This is a genomic window from Pseudomonas sp. D3-27 (assembly GCF_051132165.1).
Lineage (GTDB): Bacteria > Pseudomonadota > Gammaproteobacteria > Pseudomonadales > Pseudomonadaceae > Aquipseudomonas.
Map to the genome: position 1 here is coordinate 4,698,647 of NZ_CP071667.1, position 25,543 is coordinate 4,724,189.

20 protein-coding genes are annotated in these 25,543 nt (G+C 58.5%); 15 read left to right on the plus strand and 5 right to left on the minus strand.

Annotated elements, in window-relative coordinates; translation table 11 throughout:
- Positions 1–142 precede the first annotated feature (142 nt).
- The 9 genes from J3P92_RS21295 (at position 143) to J3P92_RS21335 (ending at position 12,775) form a co-directional block, all read left to right on the plus strand.
- Positions 143–1,744: an ABC transporter substrate-binding protein gene (locus J3P92_RS21295; protein WP_434648961.1), complete on the plus strand. Its 1,602-nt coding sequence runs from the start codon at positions 143–145 to the stop codon at positions 1,742–1,744.
- 255 nt (positions 1,745–1,999) lie between these two features.
- Positions 2,000–3,625, plus strand: a complete 1,626-nt coding sequence (locus J3P92_RS21300; protein ID WP_434607785.1) for an ABC transporter substrate-binding protein — start codon at positions 2,000–2,002, stop codon at positions 3,623–3,625.
- A 300-nt stretch (positions 3,626–3,925) separates the two neighbouring features.
- Positions 3,926–5,527 carry an ABC transporter substrate-binding protein gene (locus J3P92_RS21305; protein ID WP_434560671.1) on the plus strand — a complete coding sequence of 534 codons (1,602 nt, stop codon included), beginning with the start codon at positions 3,926–3,928 and terminating at the stop codon, positions 5,525–5,527.
- Between the two features lie 172 nt (positions 5,528–5,699).
- Positions 5,700–7,136: an OprD family porin gene (locus J3P92_RS21310; RefSeq protein WP_420765545.1), complete on the plus strand. Its 1,437-nt coding sequence runs from the start codon at positions 5,700–5,702 to the stop codon at positions 7,134–7,136.
- 75 nt (positions 7,137–7,211) lie between these two features.
- Positions 7,212–8,807 (plus strand): ABC transporter substrate-binding protein, encoded by a 1,596-nt coding sequence (locus J3P92_RS21315; protein WP_434607790.1) that lies wholly within the window; start codon positions 7,212–7,214, stop codon positions 8,805–8,807.
- 76 nt (positions 8,808–8,883) lie between these two features.
- Positions 8,884–9,894, plus strand: a complete 1,011-nt coding sequence (locus J3P92_RS21320; protein WP_063322947.1) for an ABC transporter permease subunit — start codon at positions 8,884–8,886, stop codon at positions 9,892–9,894.
- A 10-nt stretch (positions 9,895–9,904) separates the two neighbouring features.
- Complete coding sequence (locus J3P92_RS21325; RefSeq protein ID WP_434607793.1) at positions 9,905–10,816, plus strand: ABC transporter permease subunit; 912 nt, start codon at positions 9,905–9,907, stop codon at positions 10,814–10,816.
- 10 nt (positions 10,817–10,826) lie between these two features.
- Positions 10,827–11,795 (plus strand): ABC transporter ATP-binding protein, encoded by a 969-nt coding sequence (locus J3P92_RS21330; protein ID WP_420765548.1) that lies wholly within the window; start codon positions 10,827–10,829, stop codon positions 11,793–11,795.
- Positions 11,795–12,775, plus strand: a complete 981-nt coding sequence (locus J3P92_RS21335; protein ID WP_030139820.1) for a peptide ABC transporter ATP-binding protein — start codon at positions 11,795–11,797, stop codon at positions 12,773–12,775. The genes J3P92_RS21330 and J3P92_RS21335 overlap by 1 nt, the downstream gene beginning before the upstream one ends.
- Before the next feature lie 200 nt (positions 12,776–12,975).
- On the opposite strand, the gene J3P92_RS21340 is transcribed toward J3P92_RS21335, so the two are convergent.
- Positions 12,976–13,227, minus strand: coding sequence for a hypothetical protein (locus tag J3P92_RS21340; RefSeq protein WP_420765549.1), 252 nt, complete (start codon positions 13,225–13,227; stop codon positions 12,976–12,978).
- Positions 13,228–13,537: 310 nt separating this feature from the next.
- Positions 13,538–14,673 (minus strand): IS3 family transposase gene (locus tag J3P92_RS21345; RefSeq protein ID WP_434627779.1). Its coding sequence is split into 2 segments (ribosomal slippage): positions 13,538–14,424 and positions 14,424–14,673, totalling 1,137 coding nucleotides; the frame shifts between segments, so codons are not numbered across the junction.
- Positions 14,674–15,228: 555 nt separating this feature from the next.
- Between J3P92_RS21345 and J3P92_RS21350 the strand changes: the two genes are divergently transcribed.
- Positions 15,229–15,588, plus strand: a complete 360-nt coding sequence (locus J3P92_RS21350; RefSeq protein WP_434560675.1) for a DUF6124 family protein — start codon at positions 15,229–15,231, stop codon at positions 15,586–15,588.
- A 165-nt stretch (positions 15,589–15,753) separates the two neighbouring features.
- Here the strand turns inward: J3P92_RS21350 and J3P92_RS21355 are convergent, their stop codons facing one another.
- The 3 genes from J3P92_RS21355 to J3P92_RS21365 all read right to left on the minus strand — a co-directional run bounded on the left by J3P92_RS21355 (position 15,754) and on the right by J3P92_RS21365 (position 20,044).
- Complete coding sequence (locus tag J3P92_RS21355) at positions 15,754–17,595, minus strand: glycosyltransferase (protein WP_434648962.1); 1,842 nt, start codon at positions 17,593–17,595, stop codon at positions 15,754–15,756.
- Between the two features lie 191 nt (positions 17,596–17,786).
- Positions 17,787–18,035 (minus strand): hypothetical protein, encoded by a 249-nt coding sequence (locus J3P92_RS21360; protein WP_434611663.1) that lies wholly within the window; start codon positions 18,033–18,035, stop codon positions 17,787–17,789.
- A gap of 425 nt (positions 18,036–18,460) precedes the next feature.
- Positions 18,461–20,044, minus strand: coding sequence for a peptide chain release factor 3 (locus J3P92_RS21365; protein ID WP_434560681.1), 1,584 nt, complete (start codon positions 20,042–20,044; stop codon positions 18,461–18,463).
- A 333-nt stretch (positions 20,045–20,377) separates the two neighbouring features.
- Here J3P92_RS21365 and J3P92_RS21370 point away from each other — a divergent pair, with 333 nt between their 5' ends.
- From J3P92_RS21370 to J3P92_RS21390, 5 genes are all read left to right on the plus strand, one after another.
- Positions 20,378–21,094: an ABC transporter permease gene (locus tag J3P92_RS21370; protein ID WP_434648963.1), complete on the plus strand. Its 717-nt coding sequence runs from the start codon at positions 20,378–20,380 to the stop codon at positions 21,092–21,094.
- 24 nt (positions 21,095–21,118) lie between these two features.
- A complete protein-coding gene (locus tag J3P92_RS21375) occupies positions 21,119–22,021 on the plus strand; it encodes a glycine betaine ABC transporter substrate-binding protein (protein ID WP_434607802.1) in 903 nt (300 codons plus the stop codon).
- Positions 22,022–22,036: 15 nt separating this feature from the next.
- Positions 22,037–22,690 (plus strand): ABC transporter permease, encoded by a 654-nt coding sequence (locus tag J3P92_RS21380; RefSeq protein WP_420765553.1) that lies wholly within the window; start codon positions 22,037–22,039, stop codon positions 22,688–22,690.
- Entirely contained in the window at positions 22,687–23,844 is a 1,158-nt protein-coding gene (locus J3P92_RS21385) for an osmoprotectant ABC transporter ATP-binding protein OsmV (protein WP_434648964.1), read from the plus strand. The genes J3P92_RS21380 and J3P92_RS21385 overlap by 4 nt, the downstream gene beginning before the upstream one ends.
- A 501-nt stretch (positions 23,845–24,345) precedes the next feature.
- The gene (locus J3P92_RS21390; protein ID WP_420765555.1) at positions 24,346–25,509 is read left to right on the plus strand and encodes a type III PLP-dependent enzyme; all 1,164 of its coding nucleotides are present in this window, start codon (positions 24,346–24,348) and stop codon (positions 25,507–25,509) included.
- Positions 25,510–25,543: the final 34 nt, after the last annotated feature.

The window sequence follows — 25,543 nt, forward strand, 5'->3', positions numbered from 1 at the left end:
TTGCCCCCACAGACCTGACAGGTGTACGACCCGGGAGAAACGCTATACCCAAACCCCACGGTCCACCTCACTTTTCGATATTTCCACCACCCCCACCCGCAACGCTACTCTCCTGAAAACCTCACTGCCCCCAAGGGATTTCATGGACAGAACCACCTTCAAGCCCCTCCTGCTCGCGCTGGCCCTGATCAGCAGCGCCCCAATGGCCCAAGCCGCCACCACCCTGGTCTACTGCTCCGAAGCCAGCCCCGCCGGCTTCGACCCAAGCCAATACACCAGCGGCACCGACTTCGATGCCTCGGCCGAAACCGTCTTCAACCGCCTCACCCAGTTCAAGCGCGGCGGCACCGAGGTCGAGCCCGGGTTGGCTTCAAGCTGGGACGTGTCCCCCGATGGCCTGGCCTACACCTTCCACCTACGCGAGGGTGTGAAATTTCATACCACCGAGTTCTTCACCCCGAGCCGCGACTTCAACGCCGACGACGTGCTGTTCACTTTCCAGCGCCTGCTCGACCCTCAGCACCCGTTCCGCCAGGCCTACCCCACCGGATCGCCGTACTTCACCGACATGGGCCTGAACACCACGATCAAGAGCGTCGAGAAGGTCGACGAGCACACCGTCCGCTTCAACCTCAATAACGTCGACGCCGCGTTCGTGCAAAATTTGGCGATGAGTTTTGCCTCGGTGCAATCGGCCGAATACGCCGCGCAATTGTTGAAAGAAGGCAAGGCCGGCGACCTCAACCAGAAACCCGTCGGCACCGGGCCGTTCGTGTTCAAGCGCTACCAGAAGGATTCGCAGATCCGCTACGTCGCCAACACCGCGTACTGGAAACCCGAGGACGTGAAGCTCGACAACCTGATTTTTTCCATCACCCCGGACGCCGCCGTACGCCTGCAAAAGCTCAAGCGTGGCGAATGCCAGGTCAGCGGTTATCCGCGCCCGGCCGATATCGAAGTGATGGAGCAAGACCCGAACCTGCAGGTGCTCAAGCAGCCCGGCTTCAACCTGGGCTTCCTGGCCTACAACGTGACGCACCCGCCGCTGGACCAGCTCAAGGTCCGTCAGGCGCTGGACATGGCCATCGACAAGCCAGCGATCATCAAAGCGGTGTACCAGAGCGCTGGGCAACTGGCGCAAAACGCCTTGCCACCGGCCCAATGGTCGTTCGACCCTGCGATCCAGGACGCGCCCCATGACGTGACCAAGGCCAAGGCGCTCCTCAAGGAAGCCGGGGTTGCGCCCGGTACAACCATTGATTTATGGGCGATGACGGTGCAGCGCGCCTCCAACCCCAACGCGCGGATGTCTGCGCAAATGATCCAGCAGGATTGGGCCAAGATTGGTATCAAGGCGAACATCGTCAGCTACGAATGGGGCGAATACATCAAGCGCGCCAAGAACGGCGAGCATGACGCAATGATCTATGGCTGGACCGGCGACAACGGTGATCCGGACAACTGGCTCGGCGTGCTTTATAGCTGCGCGGCGGTCAAGGGCAGCAACTACGCCAAGTGGTGCGACCCGGCCTATGACCGGTTGATCCAGCAGGCCAAGGTCGCGACCGACCGGCAAAAACGGATCGAGCTGTACCAGCAGGCGCAGAAAATCCTCAAGCAGCAGGTGCCCATCACACCCATTGCCAACTCAACGGTGTTCCAGCCGATACGCAAGGAAGTGGTGGATTTCAAACTCAGCCCGTTTGGCCTGACACCTTTCTACGGCGTGGGTTTGAACAAGTAAAACCCGCCCCATGGCGGTGCGCAGCAGCCCTGCGCCGCACCGCCAGCGGGCGCCTTTTGCCCCAAAAAAACCTGCGCAAACGATCAAATGCGTCAAAAGTTACAAAGATGCGACATTAAGGTACGTTCGTGCCACTGTTTCAGAGTTGAAACCGCTCTAGATCTTGCATTGGGTATGGGGCCTGCATAAGTATCCGCAGGACGACTCACGAGGTCGCCCTCAAATCCAAAAATGACAACAAATCATGAGGCCAACATGCTTAAACACGCGGTCATTCCGTTTTTAGTCGGTGCAGGCTTGTTAGCCAGCGCTCCTTTCGCTTCCGCCGCGACTAACCTGGTGTTCTGCTCCGAAGGCAGCCCGGCCGGTTTCGACCCCGGTCAGTACACCACCGGAACCGACTTCGATGCCTCTGCAGAAACCATGTTCAACCGCCTGACCCAGTTTGAGCGCGGCGGCACCGCCGTGATTCCTGGCCTGGCCACCAAGTGGGACATCTCCGAAGACGGCCTCACCTATACGTTCCACCTGCGTGAAGGCGTCAAGTTCCACACCACCCCGTATTTCAAGCCGACCCGTGAATTCAATGCCGACGACGTGCTGTTCACGTTCAATCGCATGATCAACAAGGACGACCCGTTCCGTAAGGCGTACCCAACCGAATTCCCGTACTTCACCGACATGGGGATGGACACCAACATCACCAAGATCGATAAAGTCGACGACCACACCGTCAAGTTCACCCTCAAAGATGTCGACGCCGCGTTCATCCAGAACATGGCCATGAGCTTCGCCTCGATCCAGTCCGCCGAATATAGCGCCCAACTGCTCAAGGAAGGCAAGGCCCCGGACATCAACCAAAAGCCGGTCGGCACCGGCCCGTTCGTGTTCAAGAGCTACCAGAAAGATTCCAACATCCGCTACACCGGCAACAAGGAATACTGGAAGCCTGAAGACGTGAAGATCGACAACCTGATCTTCGCCATCACCACCGACCCGTCGGTACGTATCCAGAAGTTGAAGAAGAACGAGTGCCAGATCACTCTCTTCCCACGCCCGGCCGACCTCCAGGCCCTTAAGGACGACAAAGCGCTGAAGATGCCTGACCAGGCGGGTTTCAACCTGGGTTATGTAGCTTACAACGTGATGGACAAAGTCAAAGGCGACGACAAGCCCAACCCACTGGCTGACCTGCGAGTTCGTCAAGCCTTGGACATGGCCGTGAACAAGCAACAGATCATCGACTCTGTGTACCAAGGAGCGGGCCAGCTGGCGGTCAACGCCATGCCACCGACCCAGTGGTCCTACGACACCACCATCAAAGATGCCAAATACGACCCAGAGAAAGCCAAGGCGCTGCTCAAGGAAGCCGGCGTCAAGGAAGGCACAGAGATCGTTCTGTGGGCCATGCCGGTTCAGCGTCCGTACAACCCGAACGCCAAACTGATGGCGGAAATGCTGCAGAATGACTGGTCCAAGATCGGCCTGAAGGTCAAGATCACCAGCTACGAATGGGGCGAGTACATCAAGCGTTCCAAAGGTGGCGAGAACCAGGCCATGATCATTGGCTGGAGCGGTGACAACGGTGACCCGGACAACTGGCTCAACGTGCTGTTTGGCTGCGACTCGCTGCAAGGCAACAACTTTTCCAAATGGTGTGACAAGAAGTTCGACGGCCTCGTGAAAGAAGCCAAGCGCACCACCGACCAGGCCAAGCGCACCGACCTCTACAAACAGGCACAACACGTCCTCAAGGATGCTGTGCCGATGACACCTATCGCTCACTCGACGGTGTATCAACCCATGCGCGCCAACGTGCAGGACTTCAAGATCAGCCCATTTGGCTTGAACTCCTTCTACGGCGTCAGCGTCAGCAAATAACGATAGGCAACGGCGGCGCTTTCAACGTCGCCGTTGTGCTATCCGCCAAGACCCAAGGAAACCGCCTGCCTTTGGAAGCACCGCACACAGCGGTAGCCGAGAGGGCATCGCCTTTTCCCACATGTCTTTCAGGCGTTACGCATTTACCGCCTCGCCCACGACTCATACCGTCGGGCTACCGGTTTGCTAATGCTGTGGCATCGCTGTTTTACGCAATGGAATGAGCCCAGTGCCCCGGACCTGTCCCCGAAGAAGGACGCCGGTTCGCTGACAAACACCCCGAACGAGAGAGGGAGCGTCATGCGCCATACCTTGGTTTTATCCGCATTGCTGGGCACCGGCCTGCTGGCCGCCACATCCGCAGCCCAGGCCGCCGGCGGCAGCCTGGTGTTCTGTTCCGAAGGCAGCCCCGCCGGTTTCGACACCGCGCAATACACCACCGCCACTGATAACGACGCCGCCGAGCCGCTGTACAACCGCCTGGCCGAGTTTGAAAAAGGCGCGACCAATGTCGTCCCGGGCCTGGCGACGAGCTGGGACATTTCCGAAGACGGCTTGAAGTACACCTTCCACCTGCGCGAAGGGGTGAAGTTTCATACCACCGATTACTTCAAGCCGACCCGGGATTTCAACGCCGACGACGTGCTGTTCACCTTCAACCGCATGCTTGACCCGCAGCATCCGTTCCGCAAGGCCTACCCCACTGAGTTCCCGTACTTCAACGGCATGAGCCTGAACAAGAACATTGCCAAGGTAGAAAAGACCGGGCCGCTGACGGTAGTCATGACGCTGAACAGCGTCGACGCAGCGTTCATCCAGAACATCGCTATGAGCTTCGCCTCGATCCTGTCGGCTGAATACGCCGACCAGTTGCTCAAGGGCGGCAAGCCGAGCGATATCAACCAAAAGCCGATCGGCACCGGGCCGTTCGAGTTCAAGAGCTACCAGAAAGACTCCAACATTCGCTACGTCGCCAACGACAAGTACTGGGCACCGGAGCGGGTGAAGCTGAAAAACCTGATCTTCTCCATCAACACCGATGCGTCGGTGCGGGTGCAGAAGCTCAAGGCCAACGAATGCCAGGTCACCCTGCATCCGCGTCCTGCCGACGTGCCCGCCTTGAAGAACGATCCCAAGCTGCAGTTGATCGAGAAGCCCGGCTTCAACCTCGGCTACATCGCTTATAACACTCGCCACAAACCCTTCGACCAGGTCGAAGTGCGCCGTGCGCTGGACATGGCGGTGAACAAGCAAGGCATTCTCAACGCGGTGTACCAGGGCGCGGGGCAACTGGCGCAGAACGCCATGCCACCGACCCAATGGTCCTACGACGAGACCATCAAGGACACGCCTTACAACCCGGAAAAAGCCAAAGAGCTGCTCAAGGCCGCCGGAGTCAAGGAAGGCACCGAAATCACCCTCTGGGCCATGCCCGTGCAACGCCCGTACAACCCCAACGCCAAGCTGATGGCCGAGATGCTCCAGGCCGACTGGGCGAAGATCGGCCTGAAAGTGAAGATCGTCAGCTATGAATGGGGCGAGTACATCAAGCGCACCAAGAACGGCGAGCACGACATCAGCCTGATCGGCTGGACCGGCGACAACGGTGACCCGGACAACTGGCTGGGCACGCTGTACAGCTGTGACGCCATTGGTGGCAACAACTACTCCATGTGGTGTGACCAGGATTACGACAAGCTGATCAAGCAGGCCAAGATCGTCACCGACCGCGAAAAGCGCACCGTGCTCTACAAACAGGCCCAGCAGTTGCTCAAGCAGCAAGTGCCGATCACCCCTGTTGCCCACTCGACGGTCAACCAGCCGCTGAGCGCCAAAGTCGAAGGGTTCAAAGTCAGCCCCTTCGGTCGCAACGTCTTCTCGGGCGTCAGCCTGAACCCATAACCGTATCGCCGCACAGCGAGGGCTTCCCTGGGAGCCCTCACGCAGACGTCTTGCCGTAATTCGCCGATCCGGCGCCAGGCAAACGTTTGCACGCTGCAAATGAGCTGTAAACCAAATAGCCGTATCACCAAAAAAGAACGGCATAAAAAAGAAAGAAAAAGGAGCGTTACCGATGAAACTGAGCAGCACCGCGATACTGGCCTTGGCCATCAGCAGCATCACCGCGACGGCCTATGCAGAGTCCCAGAGCCAGGCGGTTACGCCGGTGACGGTCAAGACCAGCAGCGCTCAATCCGAAGCCAAGGGCTTTATTGAAGGGCAAAAGCTTGAGGGCAGTACCCGTAACTGGTACTCCAACGAACAACTCAAGCGTGGCGCAAAATTCTCGTATCAGAAGAACGGCGCCCTGGCTCCAACTGATCGCCGCATCAACTGGATGCAAGGCACCATCATCAAGTACAACTCGGGCTTCACCGAGGGCACTGTTGGCTTCAGTACCGAAGTGGCTGCCTACAACGCTATCGCGTTGGAGCGCGACCGCAAGAATCTGGCATCGGCCAATGGTGGCGCTCCAGAGCCAGGACGAAGCGGCCGCGGAAACAACCGTACCCTGACTGAGAGTGGCGGCGATGCTGTCGACCAGTGGAGCAAGCTGGGCCTGGCCAACGTCAAGGCCCGTGTCTCGAACACTACCCTGACTGCAGGTCGCCAGAATTTCAGCAGCCCGATGGTCGATGTGATCGGCAACCGTGCCCTGCCTTCGAGCTTCGAAGGTGTGAGCCTGCACAGCGAAGAGCTGGAGAACCTGTCTTTCGATATCGGCACCTTCGATCGCAACTCGCCTCGTACCGAACAGAGCCAGCGCAAGTTCCGCTCCGAATACGGTAACTCCTCGGCTGAAGCCGACCATGTAAATACCGCCGGTATCACTTACCAGCCGCTCGCCAGCCTGACCACCAGCCTGTGGGGCACCCAGGCCGAAGACCTGTGGAACCAGTACTACTTCGGCGCCAGCCACGTGCTTGGCGACAGCTCGGTACTGAGCCTGACCACTGGCCTGAACTACTATAAGACCGTCGATTCGGGTTCTGCCCTGCTGGGCGATATCGACAACGATACCTACTCGCTGTCGTTCGGCCTGACTCACCAGGCTCATACCGTGACCTTCTCGTACCAGGAAATCAATGGCGACGAGTACTTCGACTACCTGCACGAAACCAACGGCATCTACCTGGCCAACTCTCTGCTGTCGGACTTCAACGGCCCGAACGAGAAATCCTTCCAGATCGCCTATGGCTTGAACATGGCCGAGTACGGCGTGCCGGGCCTGAAGTTCAACGTCTACCAAGCCCGCGGCTGGGGTATCGATGGCACTCACTACACCGGTAACAAAGGCGTAGTTGGCAAGGGTTACGACGGCGTCCAGGCCATGGACGGTGAACATCACTACGAGTACGGCATCGGTGCTTCCTACGCCGTGCAGAGCGGTCCGTTGAAGGCCACCGCGATTCGTGCGACCTACACCGCTCACCGCGCCAGCGAGAACCAGGCCGACGGCAGCATCAACGAATTCCGTCTGGTCACCACCATCCCGTTCAACATTCTCTAAACTGCCACCGGGCGGTCGACTCACAAGGTCGCCCGCCCGGTCTTTTGCCAATTACCCGATTGCAGAGGATTGACGATGAACATGAACCCCCTACGCGCCGCCATCGCCGCCGCGCTGCTGAGTGTCGCCGTTGGCGCCACGGCCAAACCCCTTGTGGTTTGCACAGAAGCCAGTCCGGAAGGCTTCGACATGGTCCAGTACACGACTGCAGTCACCGCCGATGCCGTGGCGGAAACCATTTTCAATCGCCTGGCTGATTTCAAGCCCGGCACCACCGAAGTGATTCCGGCCTTGGCCGAATCCTGGGACATCAGCGACGATGGCCTGACGTACACCTTCCACCTGCGCAAGGGCGTCAAGTTCCACACCACCGATTACTTCAAGCCGACCCGCGACATGAACGCCGACGACGTGGTCTGGAGCTTTCAGCGCCAGCTGGACCCGAATCATCCGTGGCATAAACTGTCGAGCGTGGGCTTCCCGTACTTTGAAAGCATGGGCTTCAAGGAGCTGCTGAAAAACGTCGAGAAAGTCGACGAGCACACGGTCAAGTTCACCTTGACCCGTCGCGAAGCGCCGTTCCTGGCCGACATCGCCATGGCGTTCTCTTCGATCTACCCGGCTGAATACGCCGACCAGTTGCTCAAGGCCAACAAGGCCGGCGACCTCAACAGCAAGCCGATCGGCACCGGCCCATTCGTCTTCCAGCGCTACAACAAGGACGCCCAGGTTCGCTTCAAGGCCAACCCGGACTACTTCCGTGGCAAGCCACCGGCCGATGCGCTGGTATTGGCCATCGCCACCGACAACAACGTGCGCATGCAGAAACTCAAGACCAACGAATGTCAGATCGCGCTGTACCCAAAACCCGATGACATCCCCAGCATCAAGAAAGACCCGAACCTGAAGGTCACCGAGCTGGACGCGATGACCGTTTCCTACACCGCGCTGAACACCAGCAAGAAGTACATGAGCGACGTGCGTGTACGCAAGGCCATCGACCTGGCCTTCGACAAGGAAGCCTACGTCAACGCCCTGTTCGGCAAGGGCAACGCCACCGTGGCGGTTAACCCGTACCCGCCGACACTGCTGGGCTTCAATCACGAACTGAAGAACCCGACCCGCGACCTCGACAAGGCCCGCCAGTTGCTCAAGGAAGCCGGCGTGCCGGAAGGCACCGTGTTTACCTTGTTCACCCGCAACGGCGGCGGCCCGACCAACCCCAACCCGATGCTCGGCGCGCAAATGATGCAGGCCGACCTGGCGAAAGTCGGGATCAAGGTCGACATCCGCGTGATGGAGTGGGGCGAAATGCTCAAGCGCGCGAAAAACGGCGAGCACGACATGGTGTCCGCCGGATGGGCGGGCGACAACGGCGACCCGGATAACTTCCTGACGCCTATGCTCAGTTGCGAAGCCGCCAAGAACGGCGAAAACTACGCGCGCTGGTGCAACGAGAAATTCCAGGCGCTGCTCGACCAGGCACGCGCCACAGTGAACCCCGAGGAGCGCGCCAGGCTCTATGAACAGGCCCAGGTGATCTTCAACCAGGACCAGCCATGGATCAGCATGGCCCACACCCGCATGTTCACGGCAATGCGCAAGAACGTAGAGGGCTACGTGATTAGCCCGCTCACCACCAACAACTTCGCCACCACCCAGGTGAAGTAGATAAGAAAACGCCCTTCGACGCTTGACCCCAAGCCTCGAAGGGCACGCCTAACCGGCTGATGAGGTACACCTGAAGATGTTTAGTTTTATTGCCCGCCGACTGGGATTATTGATCCCCACGTTCTTCGGCATCACCTTGCTGACCTTCGCGTTGATTCGCATGATCCCCGGCGACCCCGTGGAAGTGATGATGGGCGAACGTCGGGTCGATCCCGAAATGCATGCACAGGCAATGGAACGCCTTGGCCTCAACAAACCGCTGTATGCCCAATACCTGGACTACATCGGCAAACTGGCCCAGGGCGATCTCGGCGAATCGCTGCGTACCCGTGAAAGCGTATGGACCGAGTTCAGCTCCCTGTTCCCCGCGACCCTGGAACTGTCCATGGCCGCCCTGTTGTTCGCCGGTATCCTGGGCCTGCTGGCTGGGGTGATCGCGGCACTCAAGCGAGGATCCCTGTTCGACCATGGGGTGATGGGCGTCTCCCTCGCGGGATACTCGATGCCGATCTTCTGGTGGGGCCTGATCCTGATCATGTTCTTCTCGGTGTCCCTTGGCTGGACGCCGGTGTCGGGGCGGATCGACCTGCTCTACGACATCGAGCCGAAAACCGGCTTCATGCTGATCGACACGCTGCTGGCCGACGAGCCGGGCGCGTTCCTCGATGCGCTGCATCACCTGATCCTGCCGGCGATCGTACTGGGCACCATTCCGCTGGCGGTGATCGCCCGCATGACCCGCTCTTCGATGCTCGAAGTGCTGCGCGAAGACTACATCCGCACCGCCAAGGCCAAGGGCCTGTCGCCGTCGCGCGTGGTGTTCGTGCATGGCCTGCGCAACGCGCTGATCCCGGTGCTGACCGTGGTCGGTCTGCAAGTCGGCACGCTGCTGGCCGGTGCGGTCCTGACCGAAACGATCTTCTCCTGGCCGGGCATCGGCAAGTGGTTGATCGAAGCCATCGGCGCCCGGGACTATCCCGTGGTGCAGAACGGCATCCTGTTAATCGCCTGCCTGGTGATTCTGGTCAACTTCGTCGTGGACATCCTCTACGGCTTTGCCAACCCACGCATCCGTCACCAGCGCTGAGATCAAGACCATGAGTACTCCAACTACCGCGGTAGCAGTCGATCAAAGCCTGCTGTACCCATCCCCTTACAAAGAATTCTGGCAAGCGTTTTCCCGCAACAAGGGCGCCGTCGCCGGGCTGATGTTCATGACCCTGATCGTGTTCTGCGCGATCTTCGCTCCGTGGGTCGCGCCTCATGACCCGAGCGAGCAATACCGTGACTTCCTGCTGACGCCACCGGCCTGGCTGGAAGGTGGGCAGATGCAATTCCTGCTGGGCACCGACGAACTGGGCCGCGACCTGCTGTCGCGCCTGATCCAGGGCTCGCGCCTGTCGCTGCTGATCGGCTTGTCGTCGGTGGTGATGTCGTTGATCCCGGGCATCCTGCTGGGGCTGTTCGCCGGGTTCTTCCCGCGCATCCTCGGCCCGACCATCATGCGTCTGATGGACATCATGCTCGCCCTGCCGTCCTTGCTGCTGGCCGTGGCGATCGTCGCCATCCTCGGCCCAGGCCTGATCAACACCGTGATCGCCATCGCCATCGTCTCGCTGCCATCCTACGTGCGCCTGACCCGCGCCGCCGTGATGGGCGAACTGAACCGCGACTACGTGACCGCCGCCCGCCTGGCCGGTGCCGGCCTGCCGCGCCTGATGTTCATCACCGTGCTGCCCAACTGCATGGCACCGCTGATCGTCCAGGCGACGCTGAGCTTTTCCTCGGCGATCCTCGACGCCGCCGCCCTGGGCTTCCTCGGCCTCGGCGTGCAGCCGCCAACCCCTGAATGGGGCACCATGCTGGCCTCGGCCCGCGACTACATCGAACGCGCCTGGTGGGTCGTGAGCCTGCCTGGCTTGACCATTTTGCTCAGCGTGCTGGCAATCAACCTGATGGGCGACGGGCTGCGCGATGCGCTGGACCCGAAACTCAAGAATGCCGCCTGAGGAGATTCCCATGTCACTGCTAGAAATCAAGAATCTCAACGTCCGCTTCGGCGACGCCACCGCCGTGCCGGTGGTCGACGGCCTGGACCTGAGCGTGGACAAAGGCGAAGTCCTGGCGATCGTCGGCGAATCGGGTTCGGGTAAATCCGTGACCATGATGGCGCTGATGGGCCTGATCGAGCACCCAGGCATCGTCACCGCCGACGCGCTGAACTTCGACGGCAAGAACATGCTCAAGCTGAGCAACCGCCAGCGTCGGCAGATCGTCGGCAAGGACCTGGCGATGGTGTTCCAGGACCCGATGACCGCGCTCAATCCCAGCTACACCGTCGGTTTCCAGATCGAAGAAGTGCTGCGCCTGCACCTGAAGATGTCCGGCAAAGCCGCCCGCAAGCGCGCCATCGAACTGCTGGAAAAAGTCGAAATTCCCGGCGCCGCGAGCCGCATGGACGCGTACCCGCACCAACTGTCCGGCGGCATGAGCCAGCGCGTGGCGATTGCCATGGCGATTGCCGGCGAGCCGAAGTTGTTGATTGCCGATGAACCGACCACCGCCCTGGACGTGACCATCCAGGCGCAGATCATGGACCTGCTGCTGGCCCTGCAAAAAGAGCAGAACATGGGCCTGGTGCTGATCACTCACGACCTCGCCGTCGTGGCTGAAACCGCCCAGCGCGTGTGCGTGATGTACGCCGGCCAGGCCGTGGAAGTGGGCAAGGTGCCTCAGTTGTTCGACATTCCCGCCCACCCATACAGCGAAGCGCTGCTGGCGGCGATTCCGGAACACAGCATGGGCGCCGAGCGCCTGGCGACCTTGCCGGGTATCGTTCCCGGTCGCTATGACCGTCCGCAAGGCTGCCTGCTGTCGCCGCGCTGCCCGTATGTGCGCGACAACTGTCGCCAGGAGCGCCCTGCTCTCGATCCGAAAACCAACAGCCTCGCCCGCTGCTTCTACCCGTTGAACCAGGAGGTGGCGTGATGGCCGTCGTACTTACCGCCCGTGACCTGACCCGTCATTACGAAGTGTCCCGTGGCATGTTCAAGGGCCATGCGACCGTGCGCGCCCTCAACGGGGTGTCGTTCGAACTGGAGGCCGGCAAGACCCTGGCCGTGGTGGGCGAATCCGGTTGCGGCAAATCCACCCTCGCCCGGGCTCTGACGCTGATCGAAGAGCCGTCCGCGGGCTCCTTGAAAATCGCCGGTCAGGAAGTGGCTGGCGCCAACAAGGCCGAACGCAAGCAACTGCGTAAAGACGTGCAGATGGTGTTCCAGAGCCCGTATGCGTCCCTCAACCCGCGGCAGAAAATCGGTGATCAACTGGCCGAGCCGTTGCTGATCAACACCAACCTGTCGGCCACCGAGCGGCGTGAGAAAGTCCAGGCGATGATGAAGCAGGTGGGCTTGCGTCCCGAGCATTACCAGCGCTACCCGCACATGTTCTCCGGCGGCCAGCGCCAGCGCATCGCCCTGGCCCGCGCCATGATGCTGCAACCCAAGGTGCTGGTGGCGGACGAACCGACCTCGGCGCTGGACGTATCGATCCAGGCCCAGGTGCTGAACCTGTTCATGGACCTGCAACAGGAATTCAACACCGCCTACGTGTTCATTTCCCACAACCTGGCGGTGGTCCAGCACGTCGCTGACGACGTGATGGTGATGTACCTCGGCCGCCCAGTGGAAATGGGCCCCAACGAGTCCATCTACAGCCGCCCGCTGCACCCATACACCCAGGCGCTGCTGTCGGCCACCCCGACCATCCACCCGGACCCGAACAAGCCGAAGATCAAGATCGTCGGCGAACTGCCCAACCCGTTGAACCCGCCGTCCGGCTGCGCCTTCCACAAGCGCTGCCCGTACGCGACCGAGCGCTGCAAGACCGAAGAACCGGCGTTGCGGCCGTTGGATAACCGGTTGGTGGCGTGTCACTACGCCGAGCGGTTCCTCGACGGTGCGGCGTGAGACTAAAAGGCTAAAAGGCTAAAAGGCAGCAAAGCACTTAAGGCAGAAAAGCACTTGTGGCGAGGGAGCTTGCTCCCGCTGGACTGCGCAGCAGTCCCAAAAAGGGCCGCTACGCGCCCCAGCGGGAGCAAGCTCCCTCGCCACGGGCAATAAAAAAACCTCCAGTCCGACCAGGGCTGGAGGTTTTTTATGTCGGATATCTACGTCTGGCTATCGCCCTCTGCATCTTCATCGCTATCCGGTGTATCGATTGGCGAACCATCATCATCCTCGCCATCGTCCGGATCGCCTGCGTCCGCATCGGTCGCGGCCAGCATCATCTCGCCTTGCACCACCGAACCGCTCGAGGCGTGTTTCTCATGCTCATCGCACTCGGCCCACGCAGCCGTTGAGCCGAGGGAAAGCACCACCAAAACTTTCAGCAAAAACATCATGCGCAGCAGCTTATTCATAGCCCAATTCCTTCTTTATCCGGATACAGCAGAGCCCGATGGCGCTTAAGGGAAGCTAATTTTGAACAAAGTAGCACACAAGATAGGACGCCCCGAAACAGCTAGAAATGCCGCCATCGTAAAGACAAGTTTTGAATAAACCTTATTACAAAAGGTGCTGATCGCCGTTTCCCATTGCCTGGGTTTGGGTGATCAAGAATGGAGAAGTGGCACAAAAACAGTGTGGGTGGCTTGGAGATCAAGGGCGGGCACAAAACCAATGTGGGAGCGAGCCTGAACTGGTCAAGTAATCTTGGACACCGATTAAGGTTCACGCCGCCAACCTTTCCTTCGCGACCGGCGACCGGTAGTCGTTGTAGCTGTGAGGCCTGCTGATGTTGTAGCGCGAGACATAGCGCTGCACGTCTGCCCGGGCCTCATGTTCCAGTTTGTAGCCCGTTTCAGGAACCCACTCTGATTTCAAACTACCAAAGAAACGCTCCATGGGGGCGTTGTCCCAGCACTCGCCTTTACGGCTCATACTTTGCCTAAACCCGTGTTTCACAAGCTCGTTTCGGAATTTATGACTGGTGTACTGACAACCTTGGTCTGAATGAAACAACACATCCTGGGGGTGGCCGCGTAGCTCAACCGCCATGCGTAGCGCTTCGCAGGTCAGGTTGGCATCAGAAATCATCGAGAACGACCAACCCACGATCCTCCGAGCGTACAGATCCAGAACGGCGGCGAAGTACATCCACCGCTTGCCGACCTTGATGTAAGTCACGTCGCCACACCACACCTGGTTAACCGCCGTTACATCAAATTTTCGCTTGAGCACGTGCGGCGCCACCAATGCCTCAACGCCCGGCGACTTGTACTTATGGCGCCTGCGCTGACGACTAGCGATGCCAGCTTCGCGCATCAAACTGCGAGCCATATAACGTCCGATACGATGCCCTTTGGCTTTTAGCTCCTTGGACAAAGTACGTGCGCCGGCCGACTCTCTGGACGCCCTGTGGTGCCTGACCAGCGCGGCTTTGAGCTTGTCCCGTTCAGGATTTGCTCTGCCTTGGCGCTGGCGCCAGGCGTAGAAACTACTGCGGTTGATCCCAAACGCCCGGCAACACCTTTTAACGCCGTATTGCTCGTCCAGCTCATCGATCAGCGTGAATGATCTTTGGCGTCCAAAAGCAGGAGAGCACTGGCCTTTTTTAGGATTTCAATGTCCAGGTCTTTCTCCCTGAGTAGGGCTTTGAGCCTCTGGATTTCTCGCTGATCAGCGGTAATCGCCTTGGCCCCTACCGGGGTCGAACCCAGGCGTTCTTTTTGCACTTGATCGACCCAGCGGCGCAGAGCAGTGGGGCCGATATCTAGGCTGGCACAGACCTCGGTAACCGGCTGGCCTTCATCCAGCACCATGCTGGCAGCCTTGAGCTTGAACTCACTCGAATAAGATTTACGCATATCCAAACACCTCAGATTTGGGCGCTATCATAGCGCCCGATTGAAGTGTCCAAAATCATTAGGCCAGTTCAGCCTGCTCGCGATGACGCCGGCACACCCTGAAAAGATGCCGGCTGACCACCGCTATCGCGAGCAAGCTTTGCTACCACAGGTTGGCCCGAGATTGGTGTTAAGACCCTGGCCCCTTTAACGGCAGGCATCGAGCCTTACAGACAAATACCCAGTAACACGGAGCCCTAGTCCCGAGGCTACGTTGCCTTGCGCCTTTGCCTACAACTAAGCCAGAATCCGCCCGCTTGTGCGCCTTGGGGCGGGACCTTATGGTTACCGGGTCGCTGAAAATCAGCGGTCGGGTTTAGCGACCCGAACCTTAGGCACATAAGCAACCATGCATCATTGCGGCGTCCAAACTCGCAACTATGTTATGGCGGCTGTATGTAGGAGACCTTCGGGTCTACCGGGTGCCTATGTCCGGTTCGCTAACCTGCGTGCAGTCGCCACCATCCTGTTTAGCGACAGGTCTTGGCGGCTCCCATTCCCCATAGGAGCGTCATCATGTTCAAAGCCACACCCAACCCACCAGAATCAGACCCCACCTCGTCCTATTCAAGCCTCGACCCGGAAAAATTCCACGAAGCCACTGAGCGGGCGCTCGATTATTATTTGAAGCCGGAACAGGCCAAAGCCAAGAAAGCCCCGTCAGCAGCGCAGCTCTTCACTGTCGTCGAGAGCATCGATACTGAAAGCCTGCTCGCCAACCTCAGCGAAAACCTGGCCTCCGCCAACGCCATGATCAGCGACTTGGCGTTCGATCTTGAGGGTTCTCGCCGGCATGTTGCGATGGGGATCCTGCAAGTGACAGAGGTGAGTGAGCTACTGGCGAATCGGGCGCTGGATATCGCCGATCCACGCTAGCAACTCGCCGCACATCAAAAGGGCTGGCCGGCATTTGTAGGCGCCTCGACTACAAGGCCGGCAGCCCGTCCATGCAAGCTGAACCACTACCTTGAAAAACGCCGCCATCGCGAGCAAGCTCGCCCCCACAAGCCGCGCGTCAACTTAGCGCCAAGCGCTAGATCCTCACACCTCGCTATCAGTCACCTTGGCTAATTCCAGTCGCTCCTGATCCAATGCGCTCTCACTAACGATTGCCATGACTAGCGTACAGAAGAACGATCCGCCTTGAATAAAAAACCAGATGGACACCAACGCCACGAGGTCAAACTCTACGAAATGTGCAAAAGGCACGAGAAACAGAGCACACAGGAGATAAATGAGCCCTATCAAAATTTCGACCGAAGACGACTTAACCCCTCGCAGAAAATTTCCGGATTGTTTGAACTTATTCGTTCTAACCCACGAAATCTGGAGTTTAAATAAAGGTAAAATGAACGCCTTCACACCCACCCATCTCAGGGCACCTTTGAGCATCAATGTCATGAAATAATCACGCACTTCGTTGCTCCCCAGTTCTCTGACGCCGATCCAGATTTCAAGAAATTTTACAACCACTGCCGCCCCAATCAAACCCAAAAAACCATGGGGTATTTGCAATACCTGCGAACTCGACACCAGAAAGACGCAAACGAGAAAAAAAGATATATCCACCAAAAATGCGCACGCACCGATACAATCTTTAAAGGTCGTATACAATCTCAAGCTTCTTTGAGCCACCGTCATTTTTTCGTTAGTCAGCCCAAGGTATCGACGCCAATTCACCCTGAACTCCTGGGTGGCTCCCGCCCACCAACGAAACTGTTGTTTTTTTATCCCGTCCAGAGTTTCTGGTATAAGCCCTTTGCCCCATGTGTCGCTGAATACATGCCCTGTATATCCCTTAGCCATAATTCTCATGGCCAGCTCCAGATCCTCGGTAAGCGCCCATTCTGCCCACCCGCCGAGTTCTTCAATCAAATGACGCCTAACCATACACACCGTACCCACCAAATAACCGGCACCGTATTCGTTCAAGGCAGGATGTACTGTTTTATGGCCAATTAAATAGTGATGATAAACGCCAGATAAAAACGGATTACCCCGCCACTCCCGATAGTCATGACTGGTCTGCACGAACCCCGTTTTTTCATCTTCAAAAAGTGCGATATATCGCCTTATGAACGCAGGGTCCACTTTATAATCCGCATCGATAATCAAAACAATTTCTGCGTCGACGTTCGAGTGACGTAGCGCAAAATTTATGGCGCCCGCCTTTGCACCAGCGAGAGGATCGACATGAAAAAAACAAAATCGTTGCCCTAGTTTTGTACAGAATTTTTCAACCGGCTTCCAAAGCTCAGGATCTTTTGTGTTATTGTCAACAACCAACACCTCAAAATTATTATACTCAAGGTTCGCCACTGCACTTAGGGTGGCAATAACCAAAGCCGGAGGTTCCGCATAACAAGGAACATGTATGGAAATCAACGGATTCCACCGCCCATCGGCCATCCTTATTTTTTGCAGCGCAGCATCACGCTTCGGAAAATTGATGGTAAATCTCGGCAAGTCTTCAAGCACTCTGCAAAGCATATAAAATACCGCGATGAGCAGACAAATAAGCTGAATAACATAGATACAACCCCAAAGTACAATCCCCAACTCCACTTGCTGAATTTTTTGATTTACAAAAATCAGGATAGCCACAGGCACAGTAAACCTAGCCACCAGCAGCCCGACACCAAACAGACTGATAATCGGAATATAAAAACGAACTAAAAACCCTAAAGCTACTCCGCCTAGCAAAGAAAACAACGCCCCCTCCATCTCTCCTGTAACGACGGCGACTGAGATGAGACTCGATATGAAACTCGTTATCCAGAGACCACTCCAAAAATATGCCGACGGCTTGGCATAGGAATATCTGGCCCAAAGAATAAGCGCACTTAAGACGTTAAGTGTGGCAGCAAAATATAACGACTCCACGATCGTCTCCCTGTATTGACATTACATGTGAAGCGTTTGTCGAGCCGAATCTATGCGCGTCGGGATAGGGCTGTCTACTGTCAAAGATGACAGTAGACAGCCTAAGTTATTAGCAAGTAGTAAACAAAAAACCCCTCCAGCCCCAACTAAGTCTCAGTTGGGGCTGGAGGGGTTTTCTTCAGGTCAAAAATCTACGTCTGGCTATCGCCTTCCGGATCCTCATCATCCGGCGTATCGATTGGCGAACCATCATCATCCTCGCCATCGTCCGGATCGCCTGCGTCCGCATCGGTCGCGGCAAGCATCAACTCACCCTGCGCCACCGATCCGCTTGATGCATGTTTTTCATGCTCATCGCACTCAGCCCAGGCAACCGTTGAACCGAGAGACAGCATCACCAACACCTTCAGCAAAAACATCATGCGTAGCAGCTTATTCATGACCAATTCCTTCTTTTTCCGGATAAAGCCGGGGCCCGACGGCGCTCAAGAAAATCTAGTTCTGAACTGCCCGGTTCACCAGATAAGACGCCACCGAACCGCCAGAAATGCCCCCGCACGACAGAATGGTTTCGAATAAGCCTTATTTCAAAACCAACTAACACCCAAAACCCAGTGTGGGAGCGAGCCTGCTCGCGAAGAGGTCGGCACATCCAGCATCCAGGCAGCCTGACCCACCGCTTTCGCGAGCAGGCTCGCTCCCACAGGGGCTATGGATGACCGGGAGATCGAGGATCTGACACAAGACCATTGTGGGAGCGGGCTTGCCCGCGAAGAGGCCGGCACAACCAACATCTAGGCAAGCTGACCTATCGCTTTCGCGAGCAGGCTCGCTCCCACAGCTTTTGGCTTTAAACGCTTACTGCTTAGTGATGCTCCCGCGTCGCGCGGAATTTCACATCCGGCCAGCGCTCTTCCATCAGCGCCAGGTTCACCCGGGTAGGCGCCAGGTAGGTCAAATGCCCACCACCATCCAGCGCAAGGTTTTCCACGGCCTTGTTGGAGAATTCCTCAAGCTTTTTCTTATCGCCACATTCGACCCAACGGGCGGAGTAAACGGTGATCGGCTCGTAGGAGCACTCAACCTTGTATTCCTCTTTCAGGCGGCTGGCGACGACGTCGAACTGCAGCACGCCGACGGCGCCGAGGATGATGTCGTTGCTGCGCTCCGGGAAGAACACCTGGGTGGCGCCTTCTTCGGCCAATTGCTGCAAACCTTGGCGCAACTGCTTGGACTTGAGCGGGTCCTTCAGGCGCACGCGGCGGAACAGTTCCGGGGCGAAGTGGGGGATACCGGTGAAGCCCAGGGCTTCGCCTTCGGTGAAGGTGTCGCCGATCTGGATGGTGCCGTGGTTGTGCAGGCCGATGATGTCACCGGCGAAGGCTTCTTCCAGTTGCTCGCGTTCCGAGGAGAAGAAGGTCAAGGCATCGCCGATACGCACGTCCTTGCCGGTGCGCACGTGGCGCATCTTCATGCCTTTTTCGTATTTGCCGGAGCAGATACGCATGAAGGCAATGCGGTCGCGGTGCTTGGGGTCCATGTTCGCCTGGATCTTGAACACGAAGCCTGCGAACTTCTCTTCCACCGGCTCCACGGTGCGCTCATTGGCAACGCGCGGCAGCGGGCGCGGGGCCCAGTCGACCACGGCGTCGAGCACATGGTCGACGCCGAAGTTGCCCAGGGCGGTCCCGAAGAACACCGGGGTCAGCTGCCCATCGATGAATTCCTGCTGGTTGAACTCATGGCAGGCGCCCTGCACCAGTTCCAGTTGCTCGACGAAACGCTCGTACTCATCGCCCAGGTGCGCGCGGGCTTCGTCGGAGTCGAGCTTCTGGATGATCTTGGTTTCGGTGCGTTCATGGCCGTGGCCTGGGGTGTAGACGATGATGTAGTCGTCGGCCAGGTGGTACACGCCCTTGAAGTCGCGATAGCAACCGATCGGCCAGGTGATCGGCGCGGCCTTGATCTTGAGGACGGCTTCGATCTCGTCGAGCAATTCGATCGGGTCGCGGATGTCGCGGTCGAGTTTGTTGATGAAGCTCACGATCGGCGTGTCACGCAGACGGCAAACGTCCATCAGCGCGATGGTCCGTGGCTCGACGCCCTTACCGCCGTCGAGAACCATCAAGGCCGAGTCCACCGCGGTCAGGGTGCGGTAGGTGTCTTCCGAGAAGTCTTCGTGGCCCGGGGTGTCGAGCAGGTTGATCATGTGATCGCGATACGGGAACTGCATGACCGACGTGGTAATGGAGATACCCCGCTGCTTTTCCATCTCCATCCAGTCAGAGGTGGCATGGCGGTCGGACTTGCGGGATTTCACCGTGCCGGCCACCGCAATCGCCTTGCCCATCAGCAAGAGCTTTTCGGTGATGGTGGTCTTACCGGCATCGGGGTGGGAAATAATGGCGAAAGTGCGGCGTTTCGCGACTTCGGCGGCCTGTTTGGTCATGGGAAATCGCCTGGCAGGTGATTCAAAAAAGGGCGGCGATTATAGCTCAACTTGGGCCAGGAACCGAACCGTTGAGCACATCGAGGGTGGCCAAATGCTGCCCAGCATGGGAACCTTTTGCCGCGTGGAGCCGTCCACAACCCTGATATGAGCAACCGTCGGGGCCTGCAAAATCAGCAAGTTAGCCTGACGAGGCTGCGCCCATGGCTCGCTTCGACGGTCCTTTGACCCGCCTCGAAAAGAGCTGCTTCTCGCGAACGTTTTCCCGGCATCCCATGATGGTTTGCCGCCCGAGCAAAGCGTGCGCCGACTAAAAGAAAAAGGAGTCCGCCTGTGGCTATCCGCTATGGCAAAGGGCTGACAGGGGCTGCGTTCGTCGTCGCACTCCTGGCCCTGTTGGTCCACTGGATTGGCATCGATACGATCCAACGCTACCGCGACGATCTGCTGTTTTACCTGCAAGCGCACCTGATGCTTGTATTGGCATCCATGTTTGCGGCCCTGATAGTCGGCATCCCAGCCGGCATACTCCTCAGCCGCCCCGGCATGGTCGGGCGTGCCGAACGCTTCATGCAAGTGTTCAACATCGGCAACACCGTGCCCCCCCTGGCCGTATTGGCCATCGCCCTAGGCGTCCTGGGCATCGGCAACGGGCCCGCCATCTTCGCCCTCTTCCTCGCCTCACTATTGCCCATCGTGCGCAACACCTATGAAGGCCTGAAAAACGTTCAGGGTTCCCTCAAGGAAGCCGCTATCGGCATCGGCATGACTGCGCGCCAGGTGTTGTGGAAAGTCGAATTGCCCAACGCCGTGCCAATCATAGTCGGCGGGGTGCGCGTGGCCCTGGCGATCAACGTCGGCACCGCGCCCCTGGCGTTCCTGATCGGCGCCAACAGCCTTGGCAGCCTGATCTTCCCCGGCATCGCCTTGAACAACCAGCCGCAATTGCTGCTCGGCGCAGCCTGCACCGCCCTGCTCGCTTTGCTGCTCGACGGGCTGGTGACACTGGCCAGCCGCCTCTGGCTGGAACGCGGTCTACGACCGTCCTGAGCCTGGCTGGATAAAGGAAACGTTATGAAGAAGATGAGCTTGATTCTGGGGTGCCTGCTGCTGTTCGCAGGGTTTGCCCAAGCCGCTGAAAAACCGCTGATCCGCCTCGGCGCCCGGGTATTCACCGAGCAGACATTGCTGGCGGAAATCACCGCGCAATACCTGCGTGACAAAGGTTACGACGCGCAAGTCACCGGCGGCCTGGGAAGCAACCTGGCCCGTAGCGCCCAGGAATCCGGGCAATTGGATTTGCTTTGGGAGTACACCGGCGTGTCGTTGGTGGCCTACAACCATGTCACCGAAAAACTCGACAGCGCCCAATCCTACGCTCGAGTGAAAGAACTCGACGCGAAAAAAGGCCTGGTCTGGCTTGCTCCGTCGAAATTCAGCAACACCTACGCCTTGGCCCTTCCTGAAAAAGTCGCGAAGAAGTACCCGCAGATCAATTCCATCAGCCAGTTGAACGCGGTGTTGCAGGCCGAGGCCGACGAGAACCATCTGGTTGCCCTGGACACCGAGTTCGCCAACCGTTCCGACGGCCTGGCCGGCATGGTCAAGCAGTACGGTATGAACCTGACCCGCAGGAACATCCGCCAGATGGACGCGGGCCTGGTCTACACGGCGCTGCGCAACAGCCAGGTTTTCGCCGGTTTGGTGTACACCACCGACGGGCGCCTGAATGCCTTCAAACTGAAGCTGCTGGAAGACGACAAGCATTACTTCCCCGACTACACCGCCGCGCCGGTGGTACGCCAGGCATTCCTTGACGCGCACCCTCAACTGGCCGCGCAACTCAAGCCCCTGGCCGAACTGTTCGACGACGAAACCATGCGCCAGCTCAATGCCCGCGTGGACGTGGATCATGAAAGCCCTTCCGCCGTTGCCGCCGATTTCCTGCGTCAGCATTCGCTGCTCTCAACCCAATGACCTGGAGGAAAAGCCATGGATTTTCTTGACGCCTTTTCCCATCTGGACTGGCCGCTGGTGCTGCACCTGACCTGGCAGCACATCACCCTGGTGGGCATCGCCGTGACCCTGGCAATCGTGATCGGCGTGCCGCTGGGCATTTTCATGACCCGCTTCCCGGCGCTCGCCGGCCCGTTGCAGGCCAGCGCCACGGTGCTGCTGACGATTCCGTCGATTGCCCTGTTCGGGCTGCTGCTGCCGTTCTATTCCAAGTTCGGCCAAGGCCTGGGGCCGATGCCGGCGATCACCGCGGTGTTTCTTTACTCACTGTTGCCGATCATGCGCAACACCTACCTGGCCCTGACCGGGGTCGAACCCGGTATTCGCGAAGCCGCCCGCGGCATCGGCATGACCTTCGGCCAGCGCCTGCGCATGGTCGAACTTCCCATCGCCGTGCCGGTGATCCTGGCCGGCGTGCGCACCGCCGTGGTCATGAACATCGGCGTCATGACCATCGCCGCCACCATCGGCGCCGGTGGCCTGGGGGTGCTCATCCTCGCTTCCATCAGCCGCAGCGATATGTCGATGCTGATCGTCGGCGCCTTGCTGGTCAGCCTCCTGGCCATCTTCGCCGACCTGCTTTTGCAATGGCTGCAACGCTCATTGACTCCGAAAGGATTACTGAAATGATCGAATTACAAAACCTCAGCAAAACCTTCAAGAGCAACGGCAAGGATGTGAAAGCCGTGGACTCGGTGAACCTGACCGTCAATGAAGGCGAGATCTGCGTGTTCCTCGGGCCGTCGGGCTGTGGCAAGAGCACCACGCTGAAAATGATCAACCGGCTGATCCCGCCGACCTCGGGCAAGGTCTTGATCAATGGTGAAGACACCACCGGCCTGGACGAGGTGACCCTGCGCCGCAATATTGGCTACGTGATCCAGCAGATCGGTCTGTTCCCGAACATGACCATCGAGGAAAACATCACCGTCGTCCCACGCCTGCTGGGCTGGGACAAGCAGAAATGCCACGACCGCGCCCGCGAATTGATGAGCATGATCAAGCTTGAACCCAAGCAATACCTGCACCGATACCCGCGCGAATTGTCCGGCGGCCAGCAACAACGGATCGGTGTCATCCGCGCCCTGGCGGCCGATGCGCCGCTGTTGCTGATGGACGAGCCCTTCGGCGCGGTCGACCCGATCAACCGCGAGATGATCCAGAACGAGTTCTTCGAGATGCAGCGGGCGCTGAACAAGACCGTGATCATGGTCAGCCACGACATCGACGAGGCCATCAAGCTGGGGGATAAGATCGCGATCTTCCGCGCCGGTAAATTGATCCAGTGCGATCACCCGGACACGCTGCTGGCACATCCCGCCGATGAGTTCGTCAGCAATTTCGTCGGTCAGGACAGCACGCTCAAGCGCCTGCTATTGGTCAAGGCCGAAGACGCGGCGGACAACGCCCCCTCGGTCAGCCCCCAAACCCCGGTGACCGAGGCGTTGGAACTGATGGACGAACATGACCGGCGCTACGTGGTGGTCACCTGTGCCGAGAATAAGGCCCTGGGGTATGTAAGACGCCGCGACCTGTACCGTCAGACCGGAACCTGCGGCCAATACCTGCGGGAATTCAATGCCACCGCCGCCTACGACGAACATCTGCGGATCCTGTTGTCACGCATGTACGAGTTCAATCGCTCGTGGCTGCCGGTGATGGACGCCGAGCGGGTGTTCCTCGGCGAAGTGACGCAGGAATCGATTGCCGAGTACCTGAGCTCCGGCAAGTCCCGTGGCGGCAAGACCAGTATTGTTTCGCCGGCGGAGGCTGCCTCAGTCTGACCAACCACGACCGCTTTTGTGGCGAGGGAGCTTGCTCCCGCTTGACCGGGCTGGCGCTCCAGTGCGAAGCGCTCATCGCTTTTTTGGGGCCGCTGCGCGCCCCAGCGGGAGCAAGCTCCCTCGCCACAAAGGCAAAAGCCATATTGAGCAAGCTCGAAAACCGATCGAGGGGAACGTCAATCTGTCACGCAGGTCGGTTACATCATGAGCTGTCGACCACCGCACGACGGATGCGTGCAAAAACGCGACATTTTTAGTTGATCTCAGGTCCCTCACGCCCTAAAGTTCGCGCCGAACGTCCATGCTGGAAACGATCCATCCGGCTCAAGTACTGACGACGAGACAGCAAGGCCAAGGGAATCAAGCGTCCCATGGCCTTTTTGCTTTCGGCGACATGCCTTGGGAAGTAGGCGAACCAAAGTGGGGATACGGAGGACGTTCGCGGGGGCAGCTTGCCCTCAAACCCATTGATTCTGATGTTTGCCAGTAGGAGTCCCAAGTATGTCGATCCAGGTCGAAGATTATTTCGCGCGCGAAACCTTTCAGAAAATGAAGGCGTTCGCCGACAAGCAGGAAACCCCGTTCGTGGTGATCGACACCGCGATGATCGCCCAGGCCTATGACGACCTGCGCGCCGGTTTCGAATTCGCCAAGGTCTACTATGCCGTCAAGGCCAACCCGGCGGTGGAAATCATCGACCTGCTCAAGGAAAAAGGCTCGAACTTCGACATCGCTTCGATCTACGAGCTGGACAAGGTCCTGAGCCGTGGCGTCGGCCCGGAGCAGATCAGCTACGGCAACACCATCAAGAAATCCCGAGACATCCGCTACTTCTATGACAAGGGCGTGCGCCTGTACGCCACTGACTCCGAAGCCGACCTGCGCAACATCGCCAAGGCCGCGCCGGGCTCCAAGGTCTATGTGCGGATCCTCACTGAAGGCTCGACCACCGCTGACTGGCCATTGTCGCGCAAGTTCGGCTGCCAGACCGACATGGCCATGGACCTGCTGATCCTCGCCCGCGACCTGGGCCTGGTGCCGTACGGCATCTCGTTCCACGTTGGCTCGCAACAGCGCGACATCAGCGTCTGGGACGCGGCTATCGCCAAGGTCAAGGTGATCTTCGAGCGCCTGAAGGAAGAAGACGGCATCGTCTTGAAGCTGATCAACATGGGCGGCGGCTTCCCGGCCAACTACATCACTCGTACCAACAGCCTGGAAACCTACGCCGAGGAAATCATCCGTTTCCTCAAGGAAGACTTCGGTGACGACCTGCCGGAAATCATCCTGGAGCCGGGCCGTTCGTTGATTGCAAACGCCGGTATCCTGGTCAGCGAAGTGGTGCTGGTGGCGCGCAAGTCCCGTACCGCCGTCGAGCGCTGGGTGTACACGGACGTGGGCAAGTTCTCCGGCCTGATCGAAACCATGGACGAAGCCATCAAGTTCCCGATCTGGACCGAGAAAAAAGGCGAGATGGAAGAAGTAGTGATCGCCGGCCCGACCTGTGACAGCGCCGACATCATGTATGAGAACTACAAGTACGGCTTGCCGTTGAACCTGGCAATCGGTGATCGCCTGTATTGGTTGTCGACCGGCGCCTATACCACCAGCTACAGCGCGGTGGAGTTCAATGGGTTTCCGCCGTTGAAGTCGTTTTACGTTTAATACGGCTGAATGAGAAGGTCCATGGGAAACCATG